Here is a 21,668-nt window from a genome sequence, read left to right as displayed (position 1 = left end):
GAGCCCCGGTCACGCGAGCCCGCGCACCGCTCGGGCCGGCGGCAGGTCGCCGCGCACGACCGCGACCATCTCGGCGACGCGCCGGGTCGCGCGCACGTCGTGCGCCCGGAAGACGGTCGCACCGAGCCACGCGGCCACCGCCGTGGCGGCCAGCGTGCCCTCGAGACGCTCCTCGACGGGCAGGTCGAGGGACTCCCCCACGAAGTCCTTGCGGCTCAGGGCCATGAGCACGGGGAACCCGAGGCCCACGAGGGCACCCGTCCAGCGCGTCAGGTGCAGCGAGTGCCACGTCGTCTTGCCGAAGTCGTGCGTCGGGTCGACGAGCACCGACGCGGGGTCGACGCCGGCGGCGACCGCACGCGCCGCCGCCGCGCCGAGCGTCGCCAGGACGTCCTGGACGACGCCGTCGCGGGGGTCGGTCCCGACGCCGGCACCGGCGCCGGTCGCGTCCGAGGGCGGCGCGAGCGGGTACTCGGGCCGCAGCGGGTCGGTGCGCGGCGGCAGGCCGCCCGTGTGCGAGCACACCAGGCCCATGCCGTGACGCGCCGCGACATCGACCAACGTCGGGTCGTACCCCGCCCAGGTGTCGTTGACGAGGTCCGCCCCGGCCTGCGCCGCGGCCGTCGCGACCTCCCCGCGCCAGGTGTCGACGCTGATCGGCAGGTCGGGGAACGCGCGCCGCACCGCCGCGACCAGGGGCACCACGCGCCGGATCTCCTCGGCGACGTCGACCTCGGCGCCCCGGCCCGCACGCACCCCGCCGATGTCCACGAGGTCGGCGCCGTCCGCGACGGCGCGTGCGACGGCCGCGAGCGCGGCGTCGTCGTCGGCCGCGCGTGCCGCCGCGTAGAAGGAGTCCGGCGTCCGGTTCACGACGGCCATGACGGCCGGGCGACCCGGCGCCAGGACCCGCCCTCGCAGGCGCAGCGGCACGCCCGGCGGCGGGACGTGGCTCACGCGGGCGAGGCGCCCGAGCCGGCGCGCATCGCCTCCTGCTCGGCGGCGGCGTTCGCGCGCACGGCCTCCTCCTCGGCGCGCAGGCGCGCGCTGTGCTCGCACACGAGCCGCACGGCCTCGCCCGGGTCGTCGACGAGCTGGATGAGGTCGAGGTCCTTCGCGCTGATCGTGCCGCGCTCGAGGACCGGACCTCGCAGCCAGTCGATGAGGCCCTGCCAGTAGGAGGTGCCCACGAGCACGATCGGGAACTCCGTGACCTTGTGGGTCTGCACGAGCGTCAGGGACTCGAAGAGCTCGTCGAAGGTCCCGAAGCCGCCCGGGAGGACGACGAAGCCCTGCGCGTACTTGACGAACATCGTCTTGCGCGCGAAGAAGTAGCGGAAGTTGACGCCCAGGTCGACCCAGCGGTTCATGCCCTGCTCGAAGGGCAGCTCGATCCCGAGGCCGACGGAGAGCCCGCCCGCCTCGGACGCGCCCTTGTTGGCCGCCTCCATGATCCCCGGGCCGCCACCGGTGATGACGGCGTACCCGGCCTCGACGAGGCCGCGACCGATCTGCACGCCGAGCTCGTAGTCGGGTGCGCCGGGCTTCGTCCGGGCCGAGCCGAACACGCTCACGGCCGGACCGACCTCGGCCAGGGCCCCGAAGCCCTCCACGAACTCGCTCTGGATGCGCATCACGCGCCACGGGTCGGAGTGCACCCAGTCCGCGTCGGTGCCGTGCGCGAGCAGGTTCTGGTCACTCGTGGTCTGGGGCACCATCCCGCGGCGCAGGAGCACCGGGCCCTTGCGGTAACCGCCCGTCAGGTTGTCGTCTGCCTCACCGTTCGCGTGCGTCATGCCCCCGACTCTAGGAGGTCAGCCAGGCCCGGAGCCCGTCGGCGCACGCCTGGATCTGGTCCGTCGGGCACCGCTCGTCGTCGGCGTGGGCGAGCGTCGGGTCACCGGGGCCGAAGTTCACGGCGGGGACACCGAGCTCGGAGAAGCGTGCGACGTCCGTCCAGCCCTCCTTGGCCGCCGGCGGCCGGCCCGACAGGCCCGCGACGGCCGCCGCGAACGCGGCAGCGGCGGGGTGGTCGAGCCCCGGGCGCGCCCCGGGCGCGCCGTCGGTGAACGTCACCTCGAACCCGTCGAAGACCGAGCGCACGTGCGCCTGCGCCGCCTCGAGGCTCCGCTCCGGCGCGAAGCGGTAGTTGACCGTCACCACGCACTCGTCCGGGATGACGTTGCCCGCGATGCCCCCCGAGATCGCCACCGCGTTCAGGCCCTCGCGGTAGACGAGGCCGTCGACGTCGACGGCGCGGGGCTCGTACTCGGCCAGGCGCGCGAGGACGGGCGCCGCGCCGTGGATCGCGTTGACGCCCAGCCACGCGCGACCCGAGTGGGCGGCCCGTCCCGTCACCCGGACCTGCGCCCGCAACGTCCCGTTGCAGCCGCCCTCGATCGCGGCCGCCGTGGGCTCGCACAGGACGGCGAAGTCCCCCCGCACCCACTGCGGGTGCTCGCGCACGAGCCGGCCGAGCCCGTTGCGGTCCGCGTCGACCTCCTCGTTGTCGTAGAACACCCAGGTGACGTCCCGCGTCGGGCGGGAGACGGCAGCGGCGACCGCGAGCTGGACCGCCACGCCACCCTTCATGTCGACCGACCCACGCCCCCACAGCTCCGTGCCGCCGTCCGGGGTCGGCCGCAGCTCGCTCGGCAGGTTCCCGGCGACCGGGACGGTGTCGAGGTGCCCGGCGATCACCACCCGCTCGGCGTGCCCGGCGTTCGTGCGTGCCACCACCGCGTCGCCGTCGCGCAGCACCTCCAGGTGCGGCACCGTCCGCAGGGCGGCCTCGACGGCGTCGGCGAGCGACGCCTCGGAGCCGCTGACCGAGGGGATGTCGCACAGCGCCCGGGCGAGGTGCACGACGTCGCCGCGGAGGTCCAGGACGGGGGTACCGGTGCTCATGGCCCGACCCTACGACCGTCTCGCGGAGCAGGACGGCGCACGTCCGCGATCTACGCTGGCTGCATGACCCGCACCGCCTGGGCCCACGGGCTGGCCACCGTCACACCCGAGGGCACCGTCCTGGACGTCTGGTACCCCCGCCCCGTGCTGGGCACGCCGCCCTCCGACGGGTCCGACGACGCCGAGCGCTCCGCCCTGCGCGCGCTCGAGGGCACCGACGCCGCGCGGCGCGTGCGCACGCAGCTCGTGACGGCCCACGTCGACCTCGACGAGCCCCCGACGGACACGGTGGACGGCTACCTGCGCCTGCACCTGCTCTCCCACCGCCTCGTGCGGCCCAACGCGCAGAACCTCGACGGGCTCTTCGGGGTCCTCCCGAACGTCGTGTGGACCGACCGCGGTCCCTGCGCGGTCGACGGGTTCGAGGACACGCGCCTGCGCCTGCGTGCCGCCCACGGCGTCGCGCCGACCGTCCACGGCGTCGACAAGTTCCCGCGCATGGTCGACTACGTGCTGCCGAGCGGGGTGCGGATCGCCGACGCCGACCGCGTGCGTCTGGGGGCCCACCTCGCCGAGGGGACGACAGTCATGCACGAGGGCTTCGTCAACTTCAACGCCGGGACCCTGGGCGTGTGCATGGTCGAGGGCCGCATCTCGCAGGGCGTCGTGGTGGGAGACGGCAGCGACGTCGGCGGGGGCGCGTCCATCATGGGGACGCTCTCGGGCGGCGGGCGCGAGACGATCTCGATCGGCCGCCGCTCGCTCCTCGGCGCCAACTCCGGGCTCGGGATCCCCCTGGGCGACGACTGCGTCGTCGAGGCAGGGCTGTACCTGACCGCGGGCACCAAGGTCACCCTGGTCGGCGACGGCTCGGCCACCGTCGTCGCCGCGCGCGAGCTGGCCGGCCGCGACGGCGTGCTGTTCCGCCGCAACTCGGTCACCGGCGCGGTCGAGGCTCTCGCCCGGACGGGTACGGGCATCGCCCTCAACCCGGACCTGCACGCCAACTGATGCCGTCGCGCCCCCCGCAGCGCCCCGTCGCCGCCGCGCCGCGGACCGCGTCGCCCCCGCGCGTCACGACGCCCGCGCCGGCCGCGGCTGCGCGCGGACGAGCGCCCCGCCGCCGCGGCCGGGTCGTGCGCGCGGTCGCCGGGACGGCGGCCTTCGCCGCCGTGGCCACCGGGGCCGGCCTCGGGGTCGCCGCCTACCTGGGACACCTGGACACCGAGCCGCTCGTGGTGCGCTGCGCCGCGACGCTCGAGGGCACCGACTGGTACCTCGAGACCGACCAGGCGGACACCGCGGCGCTGCTCGCGGCCACGAGCGTGCGGCGTGGCCTGCCGGCGCGCGCCACGACGATCGCCATCGCGACCGGCATGCAGGAGTCCCGGCTCCGCAACATCGACTACGGGGACCGCGACTCGCTCGGCATCTTCCAGCAGCGGCCCTCGCAGGGCTGGGGCACCCCCGAGCAGGTGATGGACCCCGTCTACGCCACGAACGCGTTCTACGACGGCCTCGTGAAGGTCGCCGGCTACGAGGAGATGGCCGTCACGGAGGCCGCGCAGGCCGTCCAGCGGTCGGGCTTCCCCGACGCGTACGCGCAGCACGAGGCGTCCGCGCGCGCGTGGGCCTCGGCGATGTACGGCTACGCGCCGGGCGCCCTCACGTGCACCCTGCCGCCGCCCGAGGCTGCGGGTGACCCCGCGGCGATGGCCGCCAGGGTCGAGCGCGACCTCGGGGGCCTGCCGCTGACGCACGGCGCCGCGGACGAGGGCGGGGCAACGCTGGACGTCGACGCCGGCGTGCTCGGGTCCGACGAGGACGCCGAGCGCATGGCCTGGATCGTGGCCCACTGGGCCGTCTCGGTGGCCGCCCCGCACGACGTCGTGCTGGTCCAGCACGGCGCCACGGCGTGGGACCGCGACGGCGGCGCCTGGGACGCCGCGGAGGGTGACCCGGTGCCGACAGGCGTCGTCCGGATCACCCTCGCGGGCTGAGCCCTCAGCGGGCTCGGCGGGGCGTCAGCGGGACTCGACCGGCGCGTAGTCGCGCGTGGTCGGGCCCGTGTAGATCTGCCGCGGGCGGCCGATCTTCGTCTGCGGGTCCGTCATCATCTCGCGCCACTGCGCGATCCAGCCCGGCATCCGGCCGACCGCGAAGAGCGGCGTGAACATCTGCGTCGGGAAGCCCATCGCCTTGTAGAGCAGGCCCGTGTAGAAGTCGACGTTCGGGTAGAGCTTGCGCTCGATGAAGTACTCGTCGTTGAGCGCGATCTCCTCCAGGCCCATGGCGATGTCGAGGAGGTCGTCGCGGGCGCCGAGCGCCTGCAGGACGTCGTCCGCGGCCTTCTTCACGATGGCGGCGCGGGGGTCGTAGTTCTTGTAGACCCGGTGGCCGAAGCCCATCAGGCGGACGCCGTCCTCCTTGTTCTTCACGCGGCGCATGAAGTCGCTGGCGTCGCCGCCGCCCTGCTGGATCTCGGTGAGCATCCGCAGGACCGCCTCGTTGGCGCCGCCGTGCAGCGGGCCCGAGAGGGCGTTGATGCCGGCCGAGACGGAGGCGTAGAGGTTGGCGTGGCTCGAGCCGACGATGCGCACCGTCGACGTCGAGCAGTTCTGCTCGTGGTCGGCGTGGAGCAGGAGCAGCACGTCGAGCGCCTTGACCATGGCCGGGTCGACGTCGTACGGCGTGCCGTTGGGCTGGAACGCCATCCGCAGGAAGTCCGCGACGTAGCCGCGACCGCGGTCCGGGCCGATCATCTCCTGGCCGAGCGCGCGCCGGTGGGCGTAGGCGGCGATCGTCGGGGTCTTCGCGAGGAGCAGCACCGTCGCGAGCTCGACGGTGGCCGGGTCGAACGGGTCGACGCTCTCCGGGTAGTAGCCCGGCAGGGCGGACACGGCGCTCGACAGGACGGCCATGGGGTGCGCGTTCGTCGGGAAGGCACCGATGAGCGCCTTGAAGTTGTCGTGCAGGTGCGTGTGGCGCTCGATGCGCTCCACGAAGCCGGAGAGCTGGTCCGCGGACGGGAGCTCGCCGTGCGTCAGGAGGTAGGCCACCTCGAGGAAGGACGACTGCTCGGCGAGCTGCTCGATCGGGTACCCGCGGTAGAGCAGGACGCCCTCGTCGCCGTCGATGTAGGTGATCTCCGACTCGCACGACGCGGTGTTCATGAAGCCGGGGTCGACGGTCACCAGACCGGTCTGCTTGAGCAGCGACGACACGACGATCCCGTCGTTGCCGATCGCGGCGTCGACCACGGGGAGCTCGACGTTCTTCTCGCCGATCTTGAGCTCGACGGGGCTGGTCCGGCTCGTCGCAGTCTCGGTCATGGGGTTCCTCCTCGAGGGGACCGCACGCTGGGGTGTACCTCGGCGTAGCAGTCCTGACGTGCGTGATGGCCCTCGTCGGCCAGGATGACGGTACCTGCGACGTGCGCCGGCCACCTCATCGAGAAGGGGCCGAACGTCCCGAGAGCGGCGTGATGCCTGTCACACCGGGCCGGTGCGACGGGCCTCGCGCGGGCTCCCCACCCCGCCGAATCCTCTTGGTGGGGTCAAATCTGGGTCAAGCGTAGCGCCTCAGGCCCCGGTGAGGCGAGCAGCCGCGCGCGCGACGTCGTCGTCGGAGGCGGTCAGGGCGATGCGCACGTGCCGCGCCCCCGCCGGGCCGTAGAAGGCTCCCGGCGCGACCAGGATCCCGAGGTCGGCGAGGTCCGCCACGGTCCCCCAGCAGTCCTGGCCCGCGCCGGCGGCCCGGGCCCACAGGTACAGGCCGGCGTCGGAGCCGTCGACCTCCAGACCGGCGGCCTGCACGGCGTCGCGCAGCACCGTGCGACGACGGCGGTACCGCTGACGCTGGGCGTCGACGTGCGCGTCGTCGGACAGGGCGGCGATCATGGCCGCCTGGACCGGCGCGGGCACCATCATCCCGGCGTGGCGGCGCAGCTCCACGAGCGGTGCGACCACAGCGGGGTCGCCCGCCACCCACGCCGCGCGGTACCCGGCGAGGTTGGACTGCTTCGACAGCGAGTGCACCGCGAGCACGCCCGCGTGGCTGCCACCCGTGACGCGGGGGTCGAGGACGCTCGGGACGCCGTCCGCGGTCCAGGGGCGCTCCCAGGGCAGCAGCGCGTAGCACTCGTCGCCGGCCACGACGGCGCCGATGCGCCGCGCGGCCTCGACGACCTCGCGCAGCTGCTCGACGCCCAGCACGCGACCCGTGGGGTTGCCCGGCGAGTTCACCCACACCAGGCGGACGTCGCCGCGGTCGGCCCAGGCGGCGACGTCGTCGGCCGGCAGCGGCTGCGCGCCCGCGAGGCGCGCGCCCACGTCGTAGGTCGGGTAGGCGGTCTCGGGGTGGACGACCACGTCGCCCGCGCCGAGGCCGAGCATCGACGGGAGCCACGCGACGAGCTCCTTGGAGCCCACCGTGGGCAGGACGGCGGCCGGGTCGAGGTCCGGGACGCCGCGGCGGCGGGCGTACCAGGCGGCGACGGCCTCGCGCAGGGCGGCAGGCCCGTGGACGGTCGGGTACCCCGGCGCGTCGGCGGCCGCGGCGAGCGCGTCCTGGACGACGGCGGGGGTGGGGTCGACGGGGGTGCCGACCGAGAGGTCGACGATGCCGTCGGGGTGGGCACGCGCCGTCGCCGCGTACGGCGCGAGCGTGTCCCAGGGGAACTCGGGCAGGTCGGTGGTGCGCAGGCCCACTCAGACCGCCCGGCGCCCGGTCGCGCGCCGGCGGGCCAGCGTCGTGCTCACGCGGTGCCGTTCTGCGGCGGCAGCACGGCGATGATCGGGTGGTCGCGGTCGATCTCGCCGAGCTTGGCGGCGCCACCGGGCGAGCCCAGGACGTCGAAGAACTCGACGTTGGCCTTGTAGTACTCGCTCCACTGCCCGGGGACGTCGTCCTCGTAGTAGATGGCCTCGACGGGGCAGACCGGCTCGCACGCGCCGCAGTCGACGCACTCGTCGGGGTGGATGTACAGCGACCGCTTGCCCTCGTAGATGCAGTCGACCGGACACTCCTCGATGCAGGCCTTGTCCTTGACGTCCACACACGGCTGGGCGATCACGTAGGTCACTGGTGGTCCCTCCAGAGGCGGCTGCCTGGTCGGCGAGGTGGGCGCTGGCGCGCCGCGCCTAGTATCCCCCACGTGCCCCCCTCTCCGCCGCCCGGCCCACCACCCGGTCCGTGGACCGCGTGGCCCGTCGGCGCGCGGGTCGTCGTCCGGCGCCGCCTGCCCGAGGGTGGCTTCACCGACGTGCTGGGCGAGCTCCTCGCGGCCGACGCGGCGCACGTGGTGGTGCGCACGCGCCGCGGCGACGTGGACGTGCCCGCGCCCGACATCGCGCTGGGCAAGGTCGTCCCGCCCGCGCCGGCGCGCCGGGAGCGGCCGCGCGGCGACTGACGCGGCTCAGCCGGCGGGCGGCGGCCCGCAGACGACCTGGTTCTGCGGGCGGTAGGTGACCGGCCACGACCGCTCCTCGTGGACCACGCCGTCGCGCGAGACCTTCCGGTACACCGTGACCCGGAAGCCCCCGTTGCCGGCCGACTGCGGCTCGCAGCGCGGGTCCTGGGAGTACGTCGTCGTCGGCGAGACCTGGTTGGAACGAGCGCTCGTGCTGTGCTCGACCGTCCAGTACTTGGTGCTCCAGATCCGCACGTGCGTCTTGCCGTCCCCGACCCACGCCTGCACCAGCGCGCCGTAGGGCGTGTTGTTCTTCCACTTCATGTCGAGCGTGGGGATGAAGATCGTCGCCTCCCGACCCTCGGGGTAGCGGCTGAACCACTCGCTGTGGGGCTTGTGCTCGACGTCCTCGTAGCCCGCCAGGAACGCGGCGTTGTACGTCGTCGTCGAGAGCTGCGAGAGGCCGCCGCCCCACGCGTCCTGGTGGAGGCCGTTGACGATGGCCCCCGCCTGGTGGAAGCCGTGGGCGCCGTCGACCGGGCCGAGCGCCTCGATCAGGCTGAACGTCTCCCCCGGCCGGACCAGCGTGCCGTTGATCTTCGCGGCGCCGTTGATGAGGTTCTGGGTGCGGACGTAGTCGTTGGTCAGGTTCGTGGAGAACTCCCCCACGACCTCGACGACGCCCAGGGCCTGGAGCTCGGCCTCGCCCTGCGTGGGAGCGACCTGGACGAGCTCGACGGGCGCGGTGCGGTCGGCGCCGGTGCCCGCCTCGGCGACGGCCGACGCCAGAGCGGCCGGGTCGATCGTGGTGCCGGGCGTCCCGGGCACGATGACCGGCACGCCGTCCTGGAACGCGAAGGAGCCGTCGGAGGGGTTGGTGAGCAGGCCGGTCGTCCGGGCCGTGACCTCCTCGACGAGGGCCTCGCCGTTCATCACGAGCTCGAGCCGCGAGCCCTCCGGCACGAACGACGCGGTCGACGCGAGCACGTCGGGCGGCAGCTCGGCGAGCTGGTCGGCGATCGCGACCACGACGGGCGCCGCGACGAGCGGGCGGGCCACCTCCGCGAGCGCGCGGTCGACCTCGTCCTGCCCGATCTCCGGCTCGGCGACCTCCGTGGGCAGCTCGAGCGGGCGTGCCGCGGTGAGCCAGCCCTCGAGGACCGTCTCGGTGGCCTCGTCGGGGTCGATCGCGATCCCCTCGACGGGGGCGGTCGTCGCCGGCTGGCCGTCGACGAACAGGACCGTGCCGTCGACGGGCTCCACGCGGAGCGCGGCCGCGGCGTCCTCGACCGCGCTGCCGAGCGCGTCCTCGTCGACGTCGGTCACCGGCGCGGCGGGTCCGGCGCCGAAGACCTGCTGCCACAGGCGCTGCGGCCGCAGGTCGAAGCCCGTGACGGACGCGACGGTCGCCGGGGCGTCGAGGGAGAGCCCCGCGACGGCGGGGTCGATGGTGGTCCGGTTCTCGCCGGCGGCGACGGGGATCGGCTCCGTGGTCGCAGCGGCGAGCGCGTCGGTGAGCGTCTCCTGGGCCGTTGCGGCGTCCAGGCCGCCGATCTCCACGCCGGCCACCGTCGTGCCCGGCGGCACGCGATCGGCCCAGAACCAGAGCGCACCGACGTACGCCCCGGCGAGGACGACGACGACGGCCGCCGCGATGCCGAGCGCACGCGGCCACCGCCGACGCCGCGTCTCCTCCTCGAACCCGTCGATCGGCGATCCGCTGCGGGTACCGGCGTCGGGCCCCGACGGGGGCACCACCTGCGTCTGGTCGCCGGCGGGCTCGCTCGGCGGCTCCGTGGTCGGTTCGCCGCCCGTCCCGGACGGCGCCCCCGGCTGGTCGGGGGCGGCCGGCCCGGACGCCGCGGGCGCGGCAGCGTCGGCGCCCTCGTCCGCCCGCTGCTCGCCCGGCGCGGCCGTCACCGGCTCGTACGCGGGCTCCTGGTCCTCGAGGGCGGCGGCCGGGATCACGACGGTGGGCGCCTCCCACGGCTGCGGCTGCCACGCGGACCGCCGCTCGGTGGCAGCCGGGGCGGCCTCGGCCGACGGCTCGCCCACCGCGGACTCCTCGGCACGCGGCTCGTCGGCCGCGGGCTCGCCGGCGGAGGGCTCGGTGCCGCCAGGCTCAGTGGACGCCTCGGCCTCGGCGGGCTCGCCGGCGGACGTATCCGCCTCGGCCGGCTCGTGGGCAGCAGGCTCGTCGGCAGCCACCTCCGCCTCGGCCGCCACGTCGGCAGCAGGCTCGTCGGGCGACGCCGCTTCAGCAGCCGGCTCGTCAGCACCGGCCTCGTCAGCAGCCGGCTCGTCAGCAGCCGGCTCGTTGGCACCGGCCCCGTCAGCAGCCGGCTCGTCGGCACCGGCCTCGTCGGCGATCGGCTCGTCGGCGATCGGCTCGTCGGCGCCCGGCTCGACCTCGGCCGGCGCCCCGGCGGGGGCGGACTCGGCCGGTCCGGCGTGCGCGGTCTCGGTGCGCTCCTGCGCGTCCGCGGCGTCCGCGGGCGGCATGGCGGGGCTCGGCTCGCGGGGCGCGTCGTCGTCGGTCGGCGGCGCGGTGTCGAGCGTGCGTCCGTCGGTCATCGGTGTGCGTCTCCCCCTGCAGCGGCGGCGGGGCCTACGCCCGCCGCGCGCGATTCTACGGGGCGTCTCCGCTCACCCCGTGGGACCGCCCAGGGGCCGGTCGCTGAACCACCGCGCGGGCGCGAGCGCCGCGAGGCCGACCACGAGCGCCCCGCCGTACCAGACGTAGCCGACGGGCTCGGCGGCGACGAGCACGTCGCCCCCGGGGCCTCGCATCGCGAGCACGGCGACCGTCGTGACGATGCCCAGGGCGAGCACGAGCATGCCGGCCCAGCCCGCCCATGCCCGCACGAGGACGCCTGCGCTCAGCACCGTGGCGAGCGCGAGCACGAGCCCCCAGGGCTCGTGCCACCGGTGCACCGCGGTGCCGACGACCCCGACGACGACGCCGATGAGGAGGGTGCCCGCGAGGCGGAGCAGGACGCGCACGTCCGTCAGGTCGATCACCCGGTCACGCTACCGTCGCGACGCCGTCGGGCCATGGCACGTGTCGCCCGGCCGCGGCGGCACGGCGGTCGGGCGGGTACCGGTAGCACTCTCGCGCGAGCACGGGCTGCAGGACCGCGTTGCTCAGGGCCAGCCCGGCCACCATGGCGCCGCCCTCGACGCGGCGCACCGCCTGGACCTGCGTGGCGTGGGCGTCGAGCGCGGCCAGCACGCGGTCGAGGACCGGCGCGACCTCGACCCGGACGTCGATGTCCGCGACCGGTACCGCGGCCGACGGCAGGGGCCCGTCGGGGTCGGGCGCGGCCATCCCGTCCCAGGGCGCCCGGGCGAGGACCGAGTACGCGCGCCTCAGCTCGGGCTCGGGCAGCGCGGCCCACAGGACCGTCGGGGCGTGGCCGGCGCCGGAGGCCAGGTCCACGGCACGCGCCAGGACCCGGTGCGCCTGCACGTGGTCGGGGTGCCCGTAGCCGCCGTCGGGCTCGTACCCGACGACGACGTCGGGCCGCCGGTCCAGCAGCAGGGCGGCGAGCGGACGCGCGGCGACGTCGAGCGGGACGTCGGCGAACGCCGTCGGCGGACGGTCGGGCGCCGGCCCCGCCCTGCCGACCGCGAGCCAGGCCATGCCCGAGTCCTCGATCCGCCCGGGCGCGCCCGCCAGCGCGTCGAGGTAGGTGTGGTCGGCCACGCCGAGCGCGGTCAGGGCCGCGGCGAGCTCGTGCTCGCGGTGCGCCGCCAGGGCCGGTCCGTCACCCTCCAGGTGCGCCAGCTCGTCACCGATGACCTCGCCCCGCTCCCCCCGGGTGCACGTGACGACCGTGACCGGGCGGCCCGCCGCGGCCCACGTGGCCAGCAGCGCGCCGGTGCTGAGGGTCTCGTCGTCGGGGTGGGCGTGGACGGCGAGGAGGCCGCCCGCGCTCACGCGCCGCGTCGTCGTCGCCATCGGGTCAGGCTCTCAGTGGGGGCAGCGGCGCGCACGGCCGGACGCCCGTGGGCGCCCGGCCGTGCAGCGGCGTCAGGAACGCTTGGCCCGGGAGGTGATGCGCGCGCGCTCGGTCTGGTCGAGCACGACCTTGCGGATCCGCACGACCTCGGGCGTGACCTCGACGCACTCGTCCTCGCGCGCGAACTCCAGCGACTCCTCGAGCGTCAGCTTGCGCGGCGGCACGAGGTTCTCGAAGTTGTCGGCCGTCGAGGACCGCATGTTCGTGAGCTTCTTCTCCTTGGTGATGTTCACGTCCATGTCCTCGTTGCGCGAGTTCTCACCGACGATCTGGCCCTCGTACACCTCGGCCGTGGGCTCGACGAAGAAGCTGCCCCGCTCCTGCAGGTTGATCATCGCGAAGGGCGTGACCTTGCCGGCGCGGTCGGCCACGAGCGAGCCCGTGTTGCGGGTCTCGATCGGGCCGGCCCACGGCTCGTAGCCGTGCGCGATGGAGGAGGCGATGCCGGTGCCGCGCGTCTCCGTGAGGAACTGCGTGCGGAAGCCGATGAGACCGCGCGCGGGGACGACGAACTCCATCCGGACCCACCCGGTGCCGTGGTTCGACATGGTCTCCATGCGGCCCTTGCGCTGCGCGAGGAGCTGTGTGACCGCGCCGAGGTACTCCTCGGGCACGTCGATCGTCATGTGCTCCATGGGCTCGTGCACCTTGCCGTCGACCTGCCGCGTGACCACCTGCGGCTTGCCGACGGTCAGCTCGAAGCCCTCGCGCCGCATCTGCTCGACCAGGATGGCCAGCGCGAGCTCGCCGCGGCCCTGGACCTCCCAGGCGTCGGGACGCTCGGTCGGGAGCACGCGCAGGGACACGTTGCCGATGAGCTCGGAGTCCAGGCGGTCCTTCACCTGCCGCGCCGTGACCTTGTGCCCCTTGCCGCCCTTGCCGGCCAGCGGCGAGGTGTTGATGCCGATGGTCATCGAGATGGCGGGGTCGTCGACCGTGATCAGCGGCAGCGGCCGCGGGTCGGCCGGGTCCGTGAGCGTCTCGCCGATCGTGATGTCGGCGATGCCCGCGACGGCGACGATGTCGCCCGGACCGGCCTCGTCCGTGGGGACGCGGTCGAGCGCCTTGGTCTCGAGCAGCTCGGTGATCTTGACGTTCTGCATCGTGCCGTCGGCGCGGGCCCAGGCGACGGTCTGACCCTTGCGGATGGTCCCGTTGAAGACGCGGAGCAGCGCGAGACGGCCGAGGAACGGGGACGCGTCGAGGTTGGTGACGTGCGCCTGCAGGGGCGCGCCCTCCTCGTACGTGGGCGCCGGGATCTTCTCGAGGATGGTCGCGAAGAGCGGCTCGAGATCGGGGTTCTCCGGCAGCGTGCCGTCGGCGGGCTGCTCGAGCGACGCACGCCCGGCCTTCGCCGCGGCGTAGACGACCGGGACGTCGAGGATCGCGTCGAGGTCCAGGTCCGGGACCTCGTCGTGCAGGTCGCTCGCGAGCCCGAGGAGCAGGTCGGTCGACTCGTGGACGACCTCCTCGATCCGGGAGTCGGGGCGGTCGACCTTGTTGACGAGGAGGATCACGGGGAGCTTCGCGGCCAGCGCCTTGCGCAGCACGAAGCGGGTCTGCGGCAGCGGTCCCTCGCTGGCGTCCACCAGCAGGACGACGCCGTCGACCATCGACAGGCCGCGCTCGACCTCGCCACCGAAGTCGGCGTGACCCGGGGTGTCGATGACGTTGATCGTGATGCCGTCGGGCGCCCCCGCCGCGGCGGCCGCCGGGCCGCGGTACCGGATCGCCGTGTTCTTGGCGAGGATCGTGATGCCCTTCTCACGCTCCAGGTCGCCGGAGTCCATCGCGCGCTCGTCGACGTGGGCGTGCGAGCCGAACGAGCCGGACTGCCACAGCATGGCGTCGACGAGGGTGGTCTTGCCGTGGTCGACATGGGCGACGATCGCCACGTTGCGCAGGTCGGAGCGCACAGGCATGCGGGTACTCATCTCAGCAGAAGAAGGGGGTTTCCGGCGCCGCGTCGTCGGGCGCGCCGAGCAATCTTACCTGAGCGACCGAACCGCGCCCGACGGAAGGGCCGCCGCACCCCGGGAATGCGACCGGCTCGCCGGTTCGGCGGGTGCCGAACCGGCGAGCCGGTCGTGGGACGGGGTGGGTCAGATGCCGGACGCCGAGGGGTGGTCCCCGCCGTCGACGTGCGCGCCGTGCGTGCCCTGACGCGCGGCGAGCCGCGCGGCCTCCTCCTCCTCGCGCAGGATCTCGAGCCGCTGCGCCTCGAGCATCGCGTCGCGCGTCTCCCGCCGGACGCGCTGCGCCTCCGGGTCGGGCACGGGCACGGCGGCCAGCAGGCGCTGGGTGTACGGGTCCCGCGGGCTGTTGATCACCTGGTCCGTGGGGCCGACCTCGACCAGCCGGCCGTGGTGCATGACCGCGATCCGGTCGGAGAGCATCTCGACCACGGCGAGGTCGTGGCTGATGAACAGGCACGCGAAGCCGTGCTCGCGCTGGAGCTCGCGGAACAGGTCGAGGACCGTCGCCTGCACCGAGACGTCGAGGGCCGACGTCGGCTCGTCGGCGACCAGCAGCTTCGGCTCGAGCGAGAGCGCCCGGGCGATGCCCACGCGCTGGCGCTGGCCGCCGGAGAGCTCGTGCGGGTAGCGGTTGCGCATGGCACGCGAGAGCTGCACCTGGTCGAGGAGTCGCTCGATCTCCCGGTTGAGCGCCTCGCCCTTGATGCCGCGGTGCAGCATGAGCGGCTCACCGATCGACTCCCCGATGGGCAGCCGCGGGTTGAGCGACGAGCCCGGATCCTGGAAGACGATGCCGACCTTGCTGCGCAGGGGCATGAGGTCCTTGCGCGTCGCACCGACCATGTTCTGCCCGACGATCGTGAGCTCGCCGCCGGTGACGGGCAGGAGTCCCACGACGGCACGACCGATCGTGGTCTTCCCCGACCCCGACTCACCCACGAGCCCGACGACCTCGCCCTGCCGGATCGTCAGGTCGACGCCGTCGACGGCCCGGAAGGCCGCGGTACGGCGGCGGCCCGGGTACTCGATGACCATGTTCTTGGCCTCGAGGACGATGTCGCGCGAGGTCGACGCCGGCTCCGCCATCGTGTCCTGCGGCGACGCCGCCGTGCCCTGCGGCGCCTGCGGACCGGAGTGCCGCCCCAGGTGGGGGACGGCGTCGAGGAGCTTGATCGTGTAGGGGTGCTGGGGTGCCCCGAAGATCTGGGCGGTCGTGCCCTGCTCGACGATCCGGCCGTCCTTCATGACGATGATCCGGTCCGCCATGTCGGCGACGACACCCATGTCGTGGGTGATGAGCACGATGCCCGAGTTGATGCGGGTCCGCAGGTCGCGCATCAGCTTGAGGATCTCGGCCTGCACGGTGACGTCGAGCGCCGTCGTGGGCTCGTCCGCGATGAGGAGGGTGGGGTCGCACGCCAGCGCCTGGGCGATCATCGCGCGCTGCCGCTGGCCGCCCGAGAGCTGGTGCGGGTAGGAGTGGAACCGCTTCTCCGGATCCGGGAGCTCGACCAGGCGCAGCAGCTCGACCGCGCGCTCGCGGGCATCGGCCGGGCCGATCTCGAAGTGCGCCCGCAGGGTCTCCACGATCTGGAAGCCCACGGTGTACACGGGGTTCAGGGCCGTCATCGGCTCCTGGAAGATGACCGCGATCTCCTTGCCGCGGATCCGGCGCAGTCGGCCGCTCGACATCCCGATGAGCTCGCGGTCGCCCAGCTTGGCGCTGCCGCTGGCCCGGCCGTTGGACGGCAGGAGGCCCAGCAGCGACATCGACGACTGCGTCTTGCCGGAGCCCGACTCACCGACGATCGCCAGGACCTCGCCGGGACGCACGTCGTAGCTGATGTCCACCGCCGCGGGGAACCACTCGCCGTCGACCCAGAAGTCGACCCGGAGGTCACGCACGGACAGCACGGGCGCCTCGGTCTTGAGGCCCCCGTCGGGGGAGGTGTCGATCGCCACGTTGATCAGGATCCTTCCTGGTTGCGGCCGCTCGCGAGCGGGTCGTGCCCGCTCGCGGCGGTCCGCGCGTCTGCCAGCATGGGTCGGTGCGACCCGAGTCCGTGTTCTCCTCCGGCTACGGCCGCGTCCTGACCGCGCTCACCGCTGTGGCGGCCGTCGTCGCCGTCGCGGGCCTCGCGGGCTCCGTCGCGGTCCGCGACCTGGTGCTCGGCGCGGCGCTCGCCGGCCTCGCCGTGCTGGCCGTCTGGGCGCTCTTCGCCCGGCCGGCCGTCGAGGTGTCCGACGGCGAGATCGTCATCCGCAACGTGCTGCGGACCGTCCGCATCCCGTGGCCGACCGTCGAGGGCGCCGACGTGCGGTGGAACCTCGTCGTGCGCACGACCTCCGGCGAGTGGACCGCCTGGGCGGCGCCCCGCTCCAGCGACACCGCCCGGCCGCTGCGCCGAGGGCGGCAGGGGCCGGCCGAGGCCGCCGCCGACGCCATCGACGAGCGGCTCACCGAGCTGCGCGCCGCCGGCCATCTCGACGGCGCCCGGGAGACCGCCAGGGAGCACGGCATCCGGCCGACCGTGACGTGGCACGCGGGGACGCTGCTCGCCGCCGCCGGCCTCGTCGTCGTGGCAGCGGTGTCGCGGGTGCTGTGACCGCGCGCGGCATGCCGCCCTCACAGAGGGCCCCCGCGGCGGCGCGCGATGTCGGCGCCGCCCTCCGGCCGGCCGTCGGACGGACGCACCGGCTCGGTGTCGGTGCTGATGGTCTTGCGCGGCGCCCCGGCGCCCGCGCGCGCCATGGCCCGCACGCTCGGGATGCGCTTCTGGCGCGGGTCGAACGCGTCCCGCAGGCCGTCACCGATGAAGTTGATGCTCAGCGCGATGACGATGATGAACAGGCCCGGCCACCAGAAGAGCCACGGGCGCGTCGAGAACGCCGACTGGTACTCGTTGATGAGCCGGCCCAGGGAGATCTCGGGGCGCTGGATGCCGAACCCGAGGTAGGACAGGGCCGTCTCGAGCAGGATCGCCGAGCTCATGAGCAGCGTCGTCGCGACGATGATCACGCCCACCGCGTTCGGCAGGATGTGCTTGAAGATGATCCGTCGGCTGCTGGCCCCGGCGACCCGCGCCGCGTCGACGAACTCCCGCTCGCGGAGCGTGAGGAACTCGCCGCGCACCAGGCGTGCGAGGCCGGTCCACAGGATCAGGCCCATGGCGGCGGCGAAGAGCGTCGAGCTGACCTGGCCGGCGAGCTTGCCGATCACGGCACCGATGACGATGGTCGGGATCGTGATGAACAGGTCGGTGGTCCGCATGAGGATGGTCTCGACACGGCCCCGGAAGAACCCGGCGAGCGACCCCACGGTCACGCCGATGAGGCACGCGACCAGGCCGATCACGAGCGTGACCTTGAGCGACGTCTGCACGCCCAGCATCACCTGGGAGAACATGTCGCGACCGATCTCGTCCTGCCCGAAGGGGTGCTGGCCGATCTCGAAGCCCGAGCCGCCCAGCCACGTGGGCATGCTGAGCGTCGGTGCGCCGCCGGCGTTGACGATGGGCCCCCGGCCCCCGTGCTGCCACCAGCCGTCGATCGGCCCGACGCCCACCGACGAGAAGGCCAGGACGGCCACGAGGATGAGCATCGTCAGACCGGCCAGCGCGCCCTTGTGCCGGAAGAAGCGCCGGCGGACGATCTGCCCCTGGGACAGGCCAGCGACCTCCTTGAGCTCGATCGCGTTCTCGACGTGCTCGTCGGGGTTCGTGGAGGTGCTCATGCTTCCAACCTGATCCGGGGGTCAACGGCCGCGTAGATGATGTCGGCCACGATGTTCGCGATGATCGCCAAGGAGGCGGTGATCAAGAGGTAGGCCATCACCGGCTCGAGCTCGGCGTCGCGCAGCGACGTGATGAACAGCTGCCCCATACCTGGCCGTGCGAAGACCGCCTCGGTGATGACGGCGCCGCCGATGAGCGTGATGATGTCGATCGGCACGATCGTCGCGAGCGGGATCAGGCTGTTGCGGAAGCCGTGCCGCACGACGACGAGCCGCTCGGGCAGCCCCTTGGCACGAGCCGTGCGGATGTAGTCCTGGTTCATCACCTCGAGCATGCTCGAGCGCGAGTAGCGGGTGTAGGCCGCGAACGCGATGAGGATGAGGGTCAGGGTCGGCAGCAGCAGGTGGGTGAAGGAGTCCAGCACCTGCACCCAGTAGTTGCCGCCGAGGTTCGGCGTCCGGTCACCGAACGTCGGGATGGGCCGGCCGCCCAGGGCGTCGAAGTACGCCGGCCAGACCTTCATCACCTGGTCGAGGAAGATGAGCCCGCCGACGACGAACGCCGTGATCGCCGCCGTGCGCGCCGAGACGCCCCGGTCCGGTCCGCCGAACGCGTAGCCGATCCCGACGCCCACGGCGACGGTGAGCAGACCGAGGCCCGCGATGAGCAGGTGGGACTCGCCGATGGCCCGGAAGACCTGCTGCATCGGGTAGTACAGCGCCACGCCGACGGCGACGGACGTGAGCGCGGCGTAGAGCGCGCGCCGGTTCTGCAGGCCCGCAGAGACCGCGGTGACCGCGAGGGCGACCGCGCCACCGAGGACCAGGAGCAGCACGGGGCCGATGCGGGGGTGCAGCCACCAGTCGGTCAGCTGCAGGAACAGCAGCATCCCGGCGGTCGCCGCCGCCGCGAGGGCGAACGTCTGGGCCCGGCGACGCGCGGTGCCGCCGACGGCCAGCATCCAGAAGACACCCGCCACGACCGCGAGCACCGCGATGGCGAGGCCGCTGAAGCGCGGGTCACGCAGGAAGTCGTTGAAGCCGATGGCCCCCCACTGCTTGAGGAGCACGGCGACCCAGAACGAGGGCAGCGAGTACAGCAGGAAGGACAGGAAGATGATCAGGTAGTCGAACGCGCTGTACTGCCGAAGCGCGGAGATGATGCCGATGATGACGCCGAGCACGAGGGAGAGCAGCGTCGCGGCGACCACGAGCTCGAGCGTGGAGCCGATCGCCGTCTGCACCAGCTTGCTGACCGGCTCGCCCGAGCGCCACGCGACGCCGAAGTCGCCGGTGAGCACGTTCGCGAACCACTGGAAGAACCGCACGACGGGGTTCACGTCCAGCTGCAGCAGCTCCGTGCGCTGCGCGATCATCTGCTGCTTGTTGGCCGCCGCGCTCTCGCGCAGGTCGGCCAGGGGGTCCACGGCGCGGTTGACGAGCTGGTACATCAGGAAGATCGCCACGAAGAGCGTGACGAGGCCGGCCAGTGCGCGGCGGGTGAGGAAGGTCAGCACGGGGGAGGTCCTCGCAGTCGACAAGGTGACGTCGCCGCCACAGCCGGTGATCCTAACGGCAGCGGTACGGCGATCCGCACGGTCCGGGCGTCGGACGTGCGCGGCGTCACACGACCGAGGGCGCCGGGGTGGTCGCCCCGGCGCCCTCGGTCAGGGATGTGACGTCCTGGTGCCGGGGGCGGACAACCGCCCGCCCCCGGCCAGGGTGTGTGTCAGCAGGTCACTCGGCGGCGCTGCCGCCGGCCGCCCACTCCCAGAAGCCGGCGAAGATCGTCGGCGAGATGGAGATCTTGTTCACGTTGGAGATCTTCTCCGGGTTCCAGGCGGTGACGCCCGGGAACTGGAAGATCGTCACACCGAACGCGTCGTCCACCAGGTGGGTCTCGATCTGGGCGAGGAGCTCCTCCTGGGCCTCGACCTCGGTCTCGACCTCGAGCTGCGAGTACAGCTCGTCCACCTCGGGGTTGGAGTACCCGTAGTAGTTGTTGCCCCCGCCGGTGATGTAGTTCGCCTGCGACTCCGAGACCGCGGTGGACTGCGACTGCCAGCCGAACAGGGCCGCGTCGTAGAACGCCGGGGAGTTCGACAGGTCGGTGCCCCAGTCGACCTGGACCTGGTACGGGGTGACCGTGAAGCCGGCCTCGGCCGCAGAGGCCGCGATCAGCTCGTACTCGTTCTGGCGGCGCGTGTTGTCCGGGTCGAACAGCAGTCGCACCGGGACCGGCGTGGTGACGCCGGCCTCGGCCAGCAGCGCCTGCGCACCGGCGATGTCCGGCTCGGCGTACAGCGTCTCCATGCCGTTCGCCTCGGTGATGCCGTCGTACATCGGCGAGCCGGGGACGACGGTGTACGAGTTGCGCAGCTCCGCGTTCGGGTTGAGCGGCTTGATGAGCGTGTCGACGATCTCCTGACGCGGGATCGTCATGAGGAACGCCTGGCGCACGGCCTTGGCCTTCTCGGCGTCGCCACCGTAGGCGGCGGGGTCGAACGGACCGCCGTTGCCCATCTGGAGGTCGACGTGCTCGTACGTGCCCTCGTCGGACGTGACGATCTCGACGCCCTCGATCTCCTCGAGAGCGGTCAGGACGTCAGCGGTCGCCTGCGGGCTGATGAGGTCGACCTCACCGTTCTGCAGCGCCTGGACCTGGCCCATCGGGTCGCCGTTCCAGCGGATGGTGACCGTCTCGATCTGCGCCTCGAGGTCACCCTCGTAGTTCTCGTTGGCGACGAGCGTCATGTACTGGTCGGTGACGAACTCCGACATGACGTACGCGGCCGAGGAGAGGTACAGGCCCTCGTCGTCCGGGAGCTCGGTGTAGTTGAAGTCCTGGCTCCAGACCTTGGCGATCTTCGACAGCGCGTCGACGTCACCCTCGGTGATCGCGTCCGCGACCGCCTGCTTGGCCTCCTCGGCGTCCTCGATGCCGAGGGCGCGCTGACCGACGACGTGCGCCGGCAGCGTCGGGCCGGTGGAGCAGACCTCCCAGTCGGCGAACGGCTTGGACCACACGAACGTGATCTTCTTGTCGTCGACCTCGGGGGTCTCCTCGACCAGGGGCATGCAGGCGGAGACGGCGTCGAAGTACACGCCGGCGTCCAGCGCCTCCTGGTTGAGGACGTTGCCGTCCTCGTCCGTCTCGGCCTCGACGTTGTTGAACGTCTGGCTCTGAGCGGCCCACTCCAGGAGGAAGTCGCGGCCGTCCAGCTCCACGCCGTCCGACCACACCGCGGTGTCGGCGAACGTGTACTCGACCGTCAGGGGGTCGTCCGACGTCTTCTCGTACGTGCCGTACGACTCGTCCTGGACGAGGTTCAGGTCGGCGTCGTAGTAGTTGAACGACGACGCGACCAGGTACTTCACGACCGTGTTGGCGGTCGCGTTGCCCGTCGCGCTGTTGTTGTTGTACGAGAAGAAGGGCTGGTTCCAGGCGATGTTGACGGCGGTCTCGGTGTTGATACCGGCGTTGTCGTCGTCACCGCCGTTCTCGCCGTTGTCTCCGGCGTCGGAGCAGCCGGCGAGCACGAGCGCGCTCGCGGCGACGACGGCGGTTGCCGCCAGCCTGCGTGAGATCCTCAATGTTCCTCCTGGGAAGGATGTGGGGT

The 21,668-nt window shown here is 73.2% G+C and carries 18 protein-coding genes; 4 read left to right on the top strand and 14 right to left on the bottom strand.

The features are described 5' to 3' along the window. Nucleotides 1-9 precede the first annotated feature (9 nt). The 3 genes from folP to dapE are packed head-to-tail and all read right to left on the bottom strand — an operon-like array spanning nucleotide 10 to nucleotide 2,907. Nucleotides 10-957, bottom strand: a complete 948-nt coding sequence (folP, locus tag H2O74_RS04545; RefSeq protein ID WP_255491777.1) for a dihydropteroate synthase — start codon at nucleotides 955-957, stop codon at nucleotides 10-12. Then, nucleotides 954-1,796, bottom strand: a complete 843-nt coding sequence (locus H2O74_RS04540; protein ID WP_182113328.1) for a TIGR00730 family Rossman fold protein — start codon at nucleotides 1,794-1,796, stop codon at nucleotides 954-956. Before H2O74_RS04540 ends, folP begins: the two co-directional genes overlap by 4 nt. 10 nt (nucleotides 1,797-1,806) lie before the next feature. Beyond that, nucleotides 1,807-2,907 carry a succinyl-diaminopimelate desuccinylase gene (gene dapE / locus H2O74_RS04535; RefSeq protein WP_182113327.1) on the bottom strand — a complete coding sequence of 367 codons (1,101 nt, stop codon included), beginning with the start codon at nucleotides 2,905-2,907 and terminating at the stop codon, nucleotides 1,807-1,809. Between the two features lie 63 nt (nucleotides 2,908-2,970). Here dapE and dapD point away from each other — a divergent pair, with 63 nt between their 5' ends. Further along, entirely contained in the window at nucleotides 2,971-3,918 is a 948-nt protein-coding gene (gene dapD / locus H2O74_RS04530) for a 2,3,4,5-tetrahydropyridine-2,6-dicarboxylate N-succinyltransferase (RefSeq protein ID WP_182113326.1), read from the top strand. Then, complete coding sequence (locus H2O74_RS04525) at nucleotides 3,918-4,907, top strand: hypothetical protein (protein ID WP_182113325.1); 990 nt, start codon at nucleotides 3,918-3,920, stop codon at nucleotides 4,905-4,907. The genes dapD and H2O74_RS04525 overlap by 1 nt, the downstream gene beginning before the upstream one ends. 24 nt (nucleotides 4,908-4,931) lie before the next feature. Here the strand turns inward: H2O74_RS04525 and H2O74_RS04520 are convergent, their stop codons facing one another. The 3 genes from H2O74_RS04520 to fdxA form a co-directional block, all read right to left on the bottom strand. Further along, nucleotides 4,932-6,239: a citrate synthase gene (locus tag H2O74_RS04520; protein ID WP_182113324.1), complete on the bottom strand. Its 1,308-nt coding sequence runs from the start codon at nucleotides 6,237-6,239 to the stop codon at nucleotides 4,932-4,934. 249 nt (nucleotides 6,240-6,488) lie between these two features. Continuing rightward, a complete protein-coding gene (gene dapC / locus H2O74_RS04515; RefSeq protein WP_182113323.1) occupies nucleotides 6,489-7,616 on the bottom strand; it encodes a succinyldiaminopimelate transaminase in 1,128 nt (375 codons plus the stop codon). Nucleotides 7,617-7,663: 47 nt separating this feature from the next. After that, on the bottom strand, nucleotides 7,664-7,990 hold the full coding sequence (gene fdxA / locus H2O74_RS04510) for a ferredoxin (RefSeq protein WP_182113322.1): 327 nt from the start codon (nucleotides 7,988-7,990) through the stop codon (nucleotides 7,664-7,666). Between the two features lie 72 nt (nucleotides 7,991-8,062). Here fdxA and H2O74_RS04505 point away from each other — a divergent pair, with 72 nt between their 5' ends. Further along, nucleotides 8,063-8,317 carry a hypothetical protein gene (locus H2O74_RS04505; RefSeq protein WP_182113321.1) on the top strand — a complete coding sequence of 85 codons (255 nt, stop codon included), beginning with the start codon at nucleotides 8,063-8,065 and terminating at the stop codon, nucleotides 8,315-8,317. A gap of 6 nt (nucleotides 8,318-8,323) precedes the next feature. Here the strand turns inward: H2O74_RS04505 and H2O74_RS04500 are convergent, their stop codons facing one another. The 5 genes from H2O74_RS04500 to H2O74_RS04480 all read right to left on the bottom strand — a co-directional run bounded on the left by H2O74_RS04500 (nucleotide 8,324) and on the right by H2O74_RS04480 (nucleotide 16,277). Continuing rightward, entirely contained in the window at nucleotides 8,324-10,891 is a 2,568-nt protein-coding gene (locus H2O74_RS04500) for a VanW family protein (RefSeq protein ID WP_182113320.1), read from the bottom strand. Nucleotides 10,892-10,963: 72 nt separating this feature from the next. After that, the gene (locus H2O74_RS04495) at nucleotides 10,964-11,338 is read right to left on the bottom strand and encodes a hypothetical protein (protein ID WP_182113319.1); all 375 of its coding nucleotides are present in this window, start codon (nucleotides 11,336-11,338) and stop codon (nucleotides 10,964-10,966) included. Between the two features lie 4 nt (nucleotides 11,339-11,342). After that, a complete protein-coding gene (locus tag H2O74_RS04490; protein ID WP_182113318.1) occupies nucleotides 11,343-12,278 on the bottom strand; it encodes a PIG-L family deacetylase in 936 nt (311 codons plus the stop codon). Nucleotides 12,279-12,350: 72 nt separating this feature from the next. Further along, the gene (typA, locus tag H2O74_RS04485; protein WP_182113317.1) at nucleotides 12,351-14,261 is read right to left on the bottom strand and encodes a translational GTPase TypA; all 1,911 of its coding nucleotides are present in this window, start codon (nucleotides 14,259-14,261) and stop codon (nucleotides 12,351-12,353) included. Between the two features lie 180 nt (nucleotides 14,262-14,441). Then, complete coding sequence (locus H2O74_RS04480; RefSeq protein WP_182113316.1) at nucleotides 14,442-16,277, bottom strand: ABC transporter ATP-binding protein; 1,836 nt, start codon at nucleotides 16,275-16,277, stop codon at nucleotides 14,442-14,444. 86 nt (nucleotides 16,278-16,363) lie between these two features. Here H2O74_RS04480 and H2O74_RS04475 point away from each other — a divergent pair, with 86 nt between their 5' ends. Then, nucleotides 16,364-16,921 carry a PH domain-containing protein gene (locus H2O74_RS04475; RefSeq protein ID WP_182113315.1) on the top strand — a complete coding sequence of 186 codons (558 nt, stop codon included), beginning with the start codon at nucleotides 16,364-16,366 and terminating at the stop codon, nucleotides 16,919-16,921. 20 nt (nucleotides 16,922-16,941) lie between these two features. Here the strand turns inward: H2O74_RS04475 and H2O74_RS04470 are convergent, their stop codons facing one another. The 3 genes from H2O74_RS04470 to H2O74_RS04460 all read right to left on the bottom strand — a co-directional run bounded on the left by H2O74_RS04470 (nucleotide 16,942) and on the right by H2O74_RS04460 (nucleotide 21,642). Beyond that, a complete protein-coding gene (locus H2O74_RS04470) occupies nucleotides 16,942-18,048 on the bottom strand; it encodes an ABC transporter permease (protein WP_182113314.1) in 1,107 nt (368 codons plus the stop codon). Continuing rightward, nucleotides 18,045-19,565 (bottom strand): ABC transporter permease, encoded by a 1,521-nt coding sequence (locus H2O74_RS04465; RefSeq protein ID WP_182113313.1) that lies wholly within the window; start codon nucleotides 19,563-19,565, stop codon nucleotides 18,045-18,047. The genes H2O74_RS04470 and H2O74_RS04465 overlap by 4 nt, the downstream gene beginning before the upstream one ends. Nucleotides 19,566-19,785: 220 nt before the next feature. Continuing rightward, on the bottom strand, nucleotides 19,786-21,642 hold the full coding sequence (locus H2O74_RS04460) for an ABC transporter family substrate-binding protein (RefSeq protein ID WP_182113312.1): 1,857 nt from the start codon (nucleotides 21,640-21,642) through the stop codon (nucleotides 19,786-19,788). Nucleotides 21,643-21,668 lie beyond the last annotated feature (26 nt).

Origin of the sequence: Actinotalea sp. JY-7876 (assembly GCF_014042015.1) — a bacterium.
Classification (GTDB): domain Bacteria; phylum Actinomycetota; class Actinomycetes; order Actinomycetales; family Cellulomonadaceae; genus Actinotalea.
Note: the sequence above shows the minus strand (reverse complement) of the source record. Positions and strands in the feature narration are given on the sequence as shown.

Coding starts and splice junctions, on each gene's coding strand:
- H2O74_RS04540 (WP_182113328.1), bottom strand. CDS start 1,796: ATGACGCACGCGAACGGTGAGGCAGACGACAACCTGACGGGCGGTTAC.
- dapE (WP_182113327.1), bottom strand. CDS start 2,907: ATGAGCACCGGTACCCCCGTCCTGGACCTCCGCGGCGACGTCGTGCAC.
- dapD (WP_182113326.1), top strand. CDS start 2,971: ATGACCCGCACCGCCTGGGCCCACGGGCTGGCCACCGTCACACCCGAG.
- H2O74_RS04525 (WP_182113325.1), top strand. CDS start 3,918: ATGCCGTCGCGCCCCCCGCAGCGCCCCGTCGCCGCCGCGCCGCGGACC.
- H2O74_RS04520 (WP_182113324.1), bottom strand. CDS start 6,239: ATGACCGAGACTGCGACGAGCCGGACCAGCCCCGTCGAGCTCAAGATC.
- H2O74_RS04500 (WP_182113320.1), bottom strand. CDS start 10,891: ATGACCGACGGACGCACGCTCGACACCGCGCCGCCGACCGACGACGAC.
- H2O74_RS04490 (WP_182113318.1), bottom strand. CDS start 12,278: ATGGCGACGACGACGCGGCGCGTGAGCGCGGGCGGCCTCCTCGCCGTC.
- typA (WP_182113317.1), bottom strand. CDS start 14,261: ATGCCTGTGCGCTCCGACCTGCGCAACGTGGCGATCGTCGCCCATGTC.
- H2O74_RS04470 (WP_182113314.1), bottom strand. CDS start 18,048: ATGAGCACCTCCACGAACCCCGACGAGCACGTCGAGAACGCGATCGAG.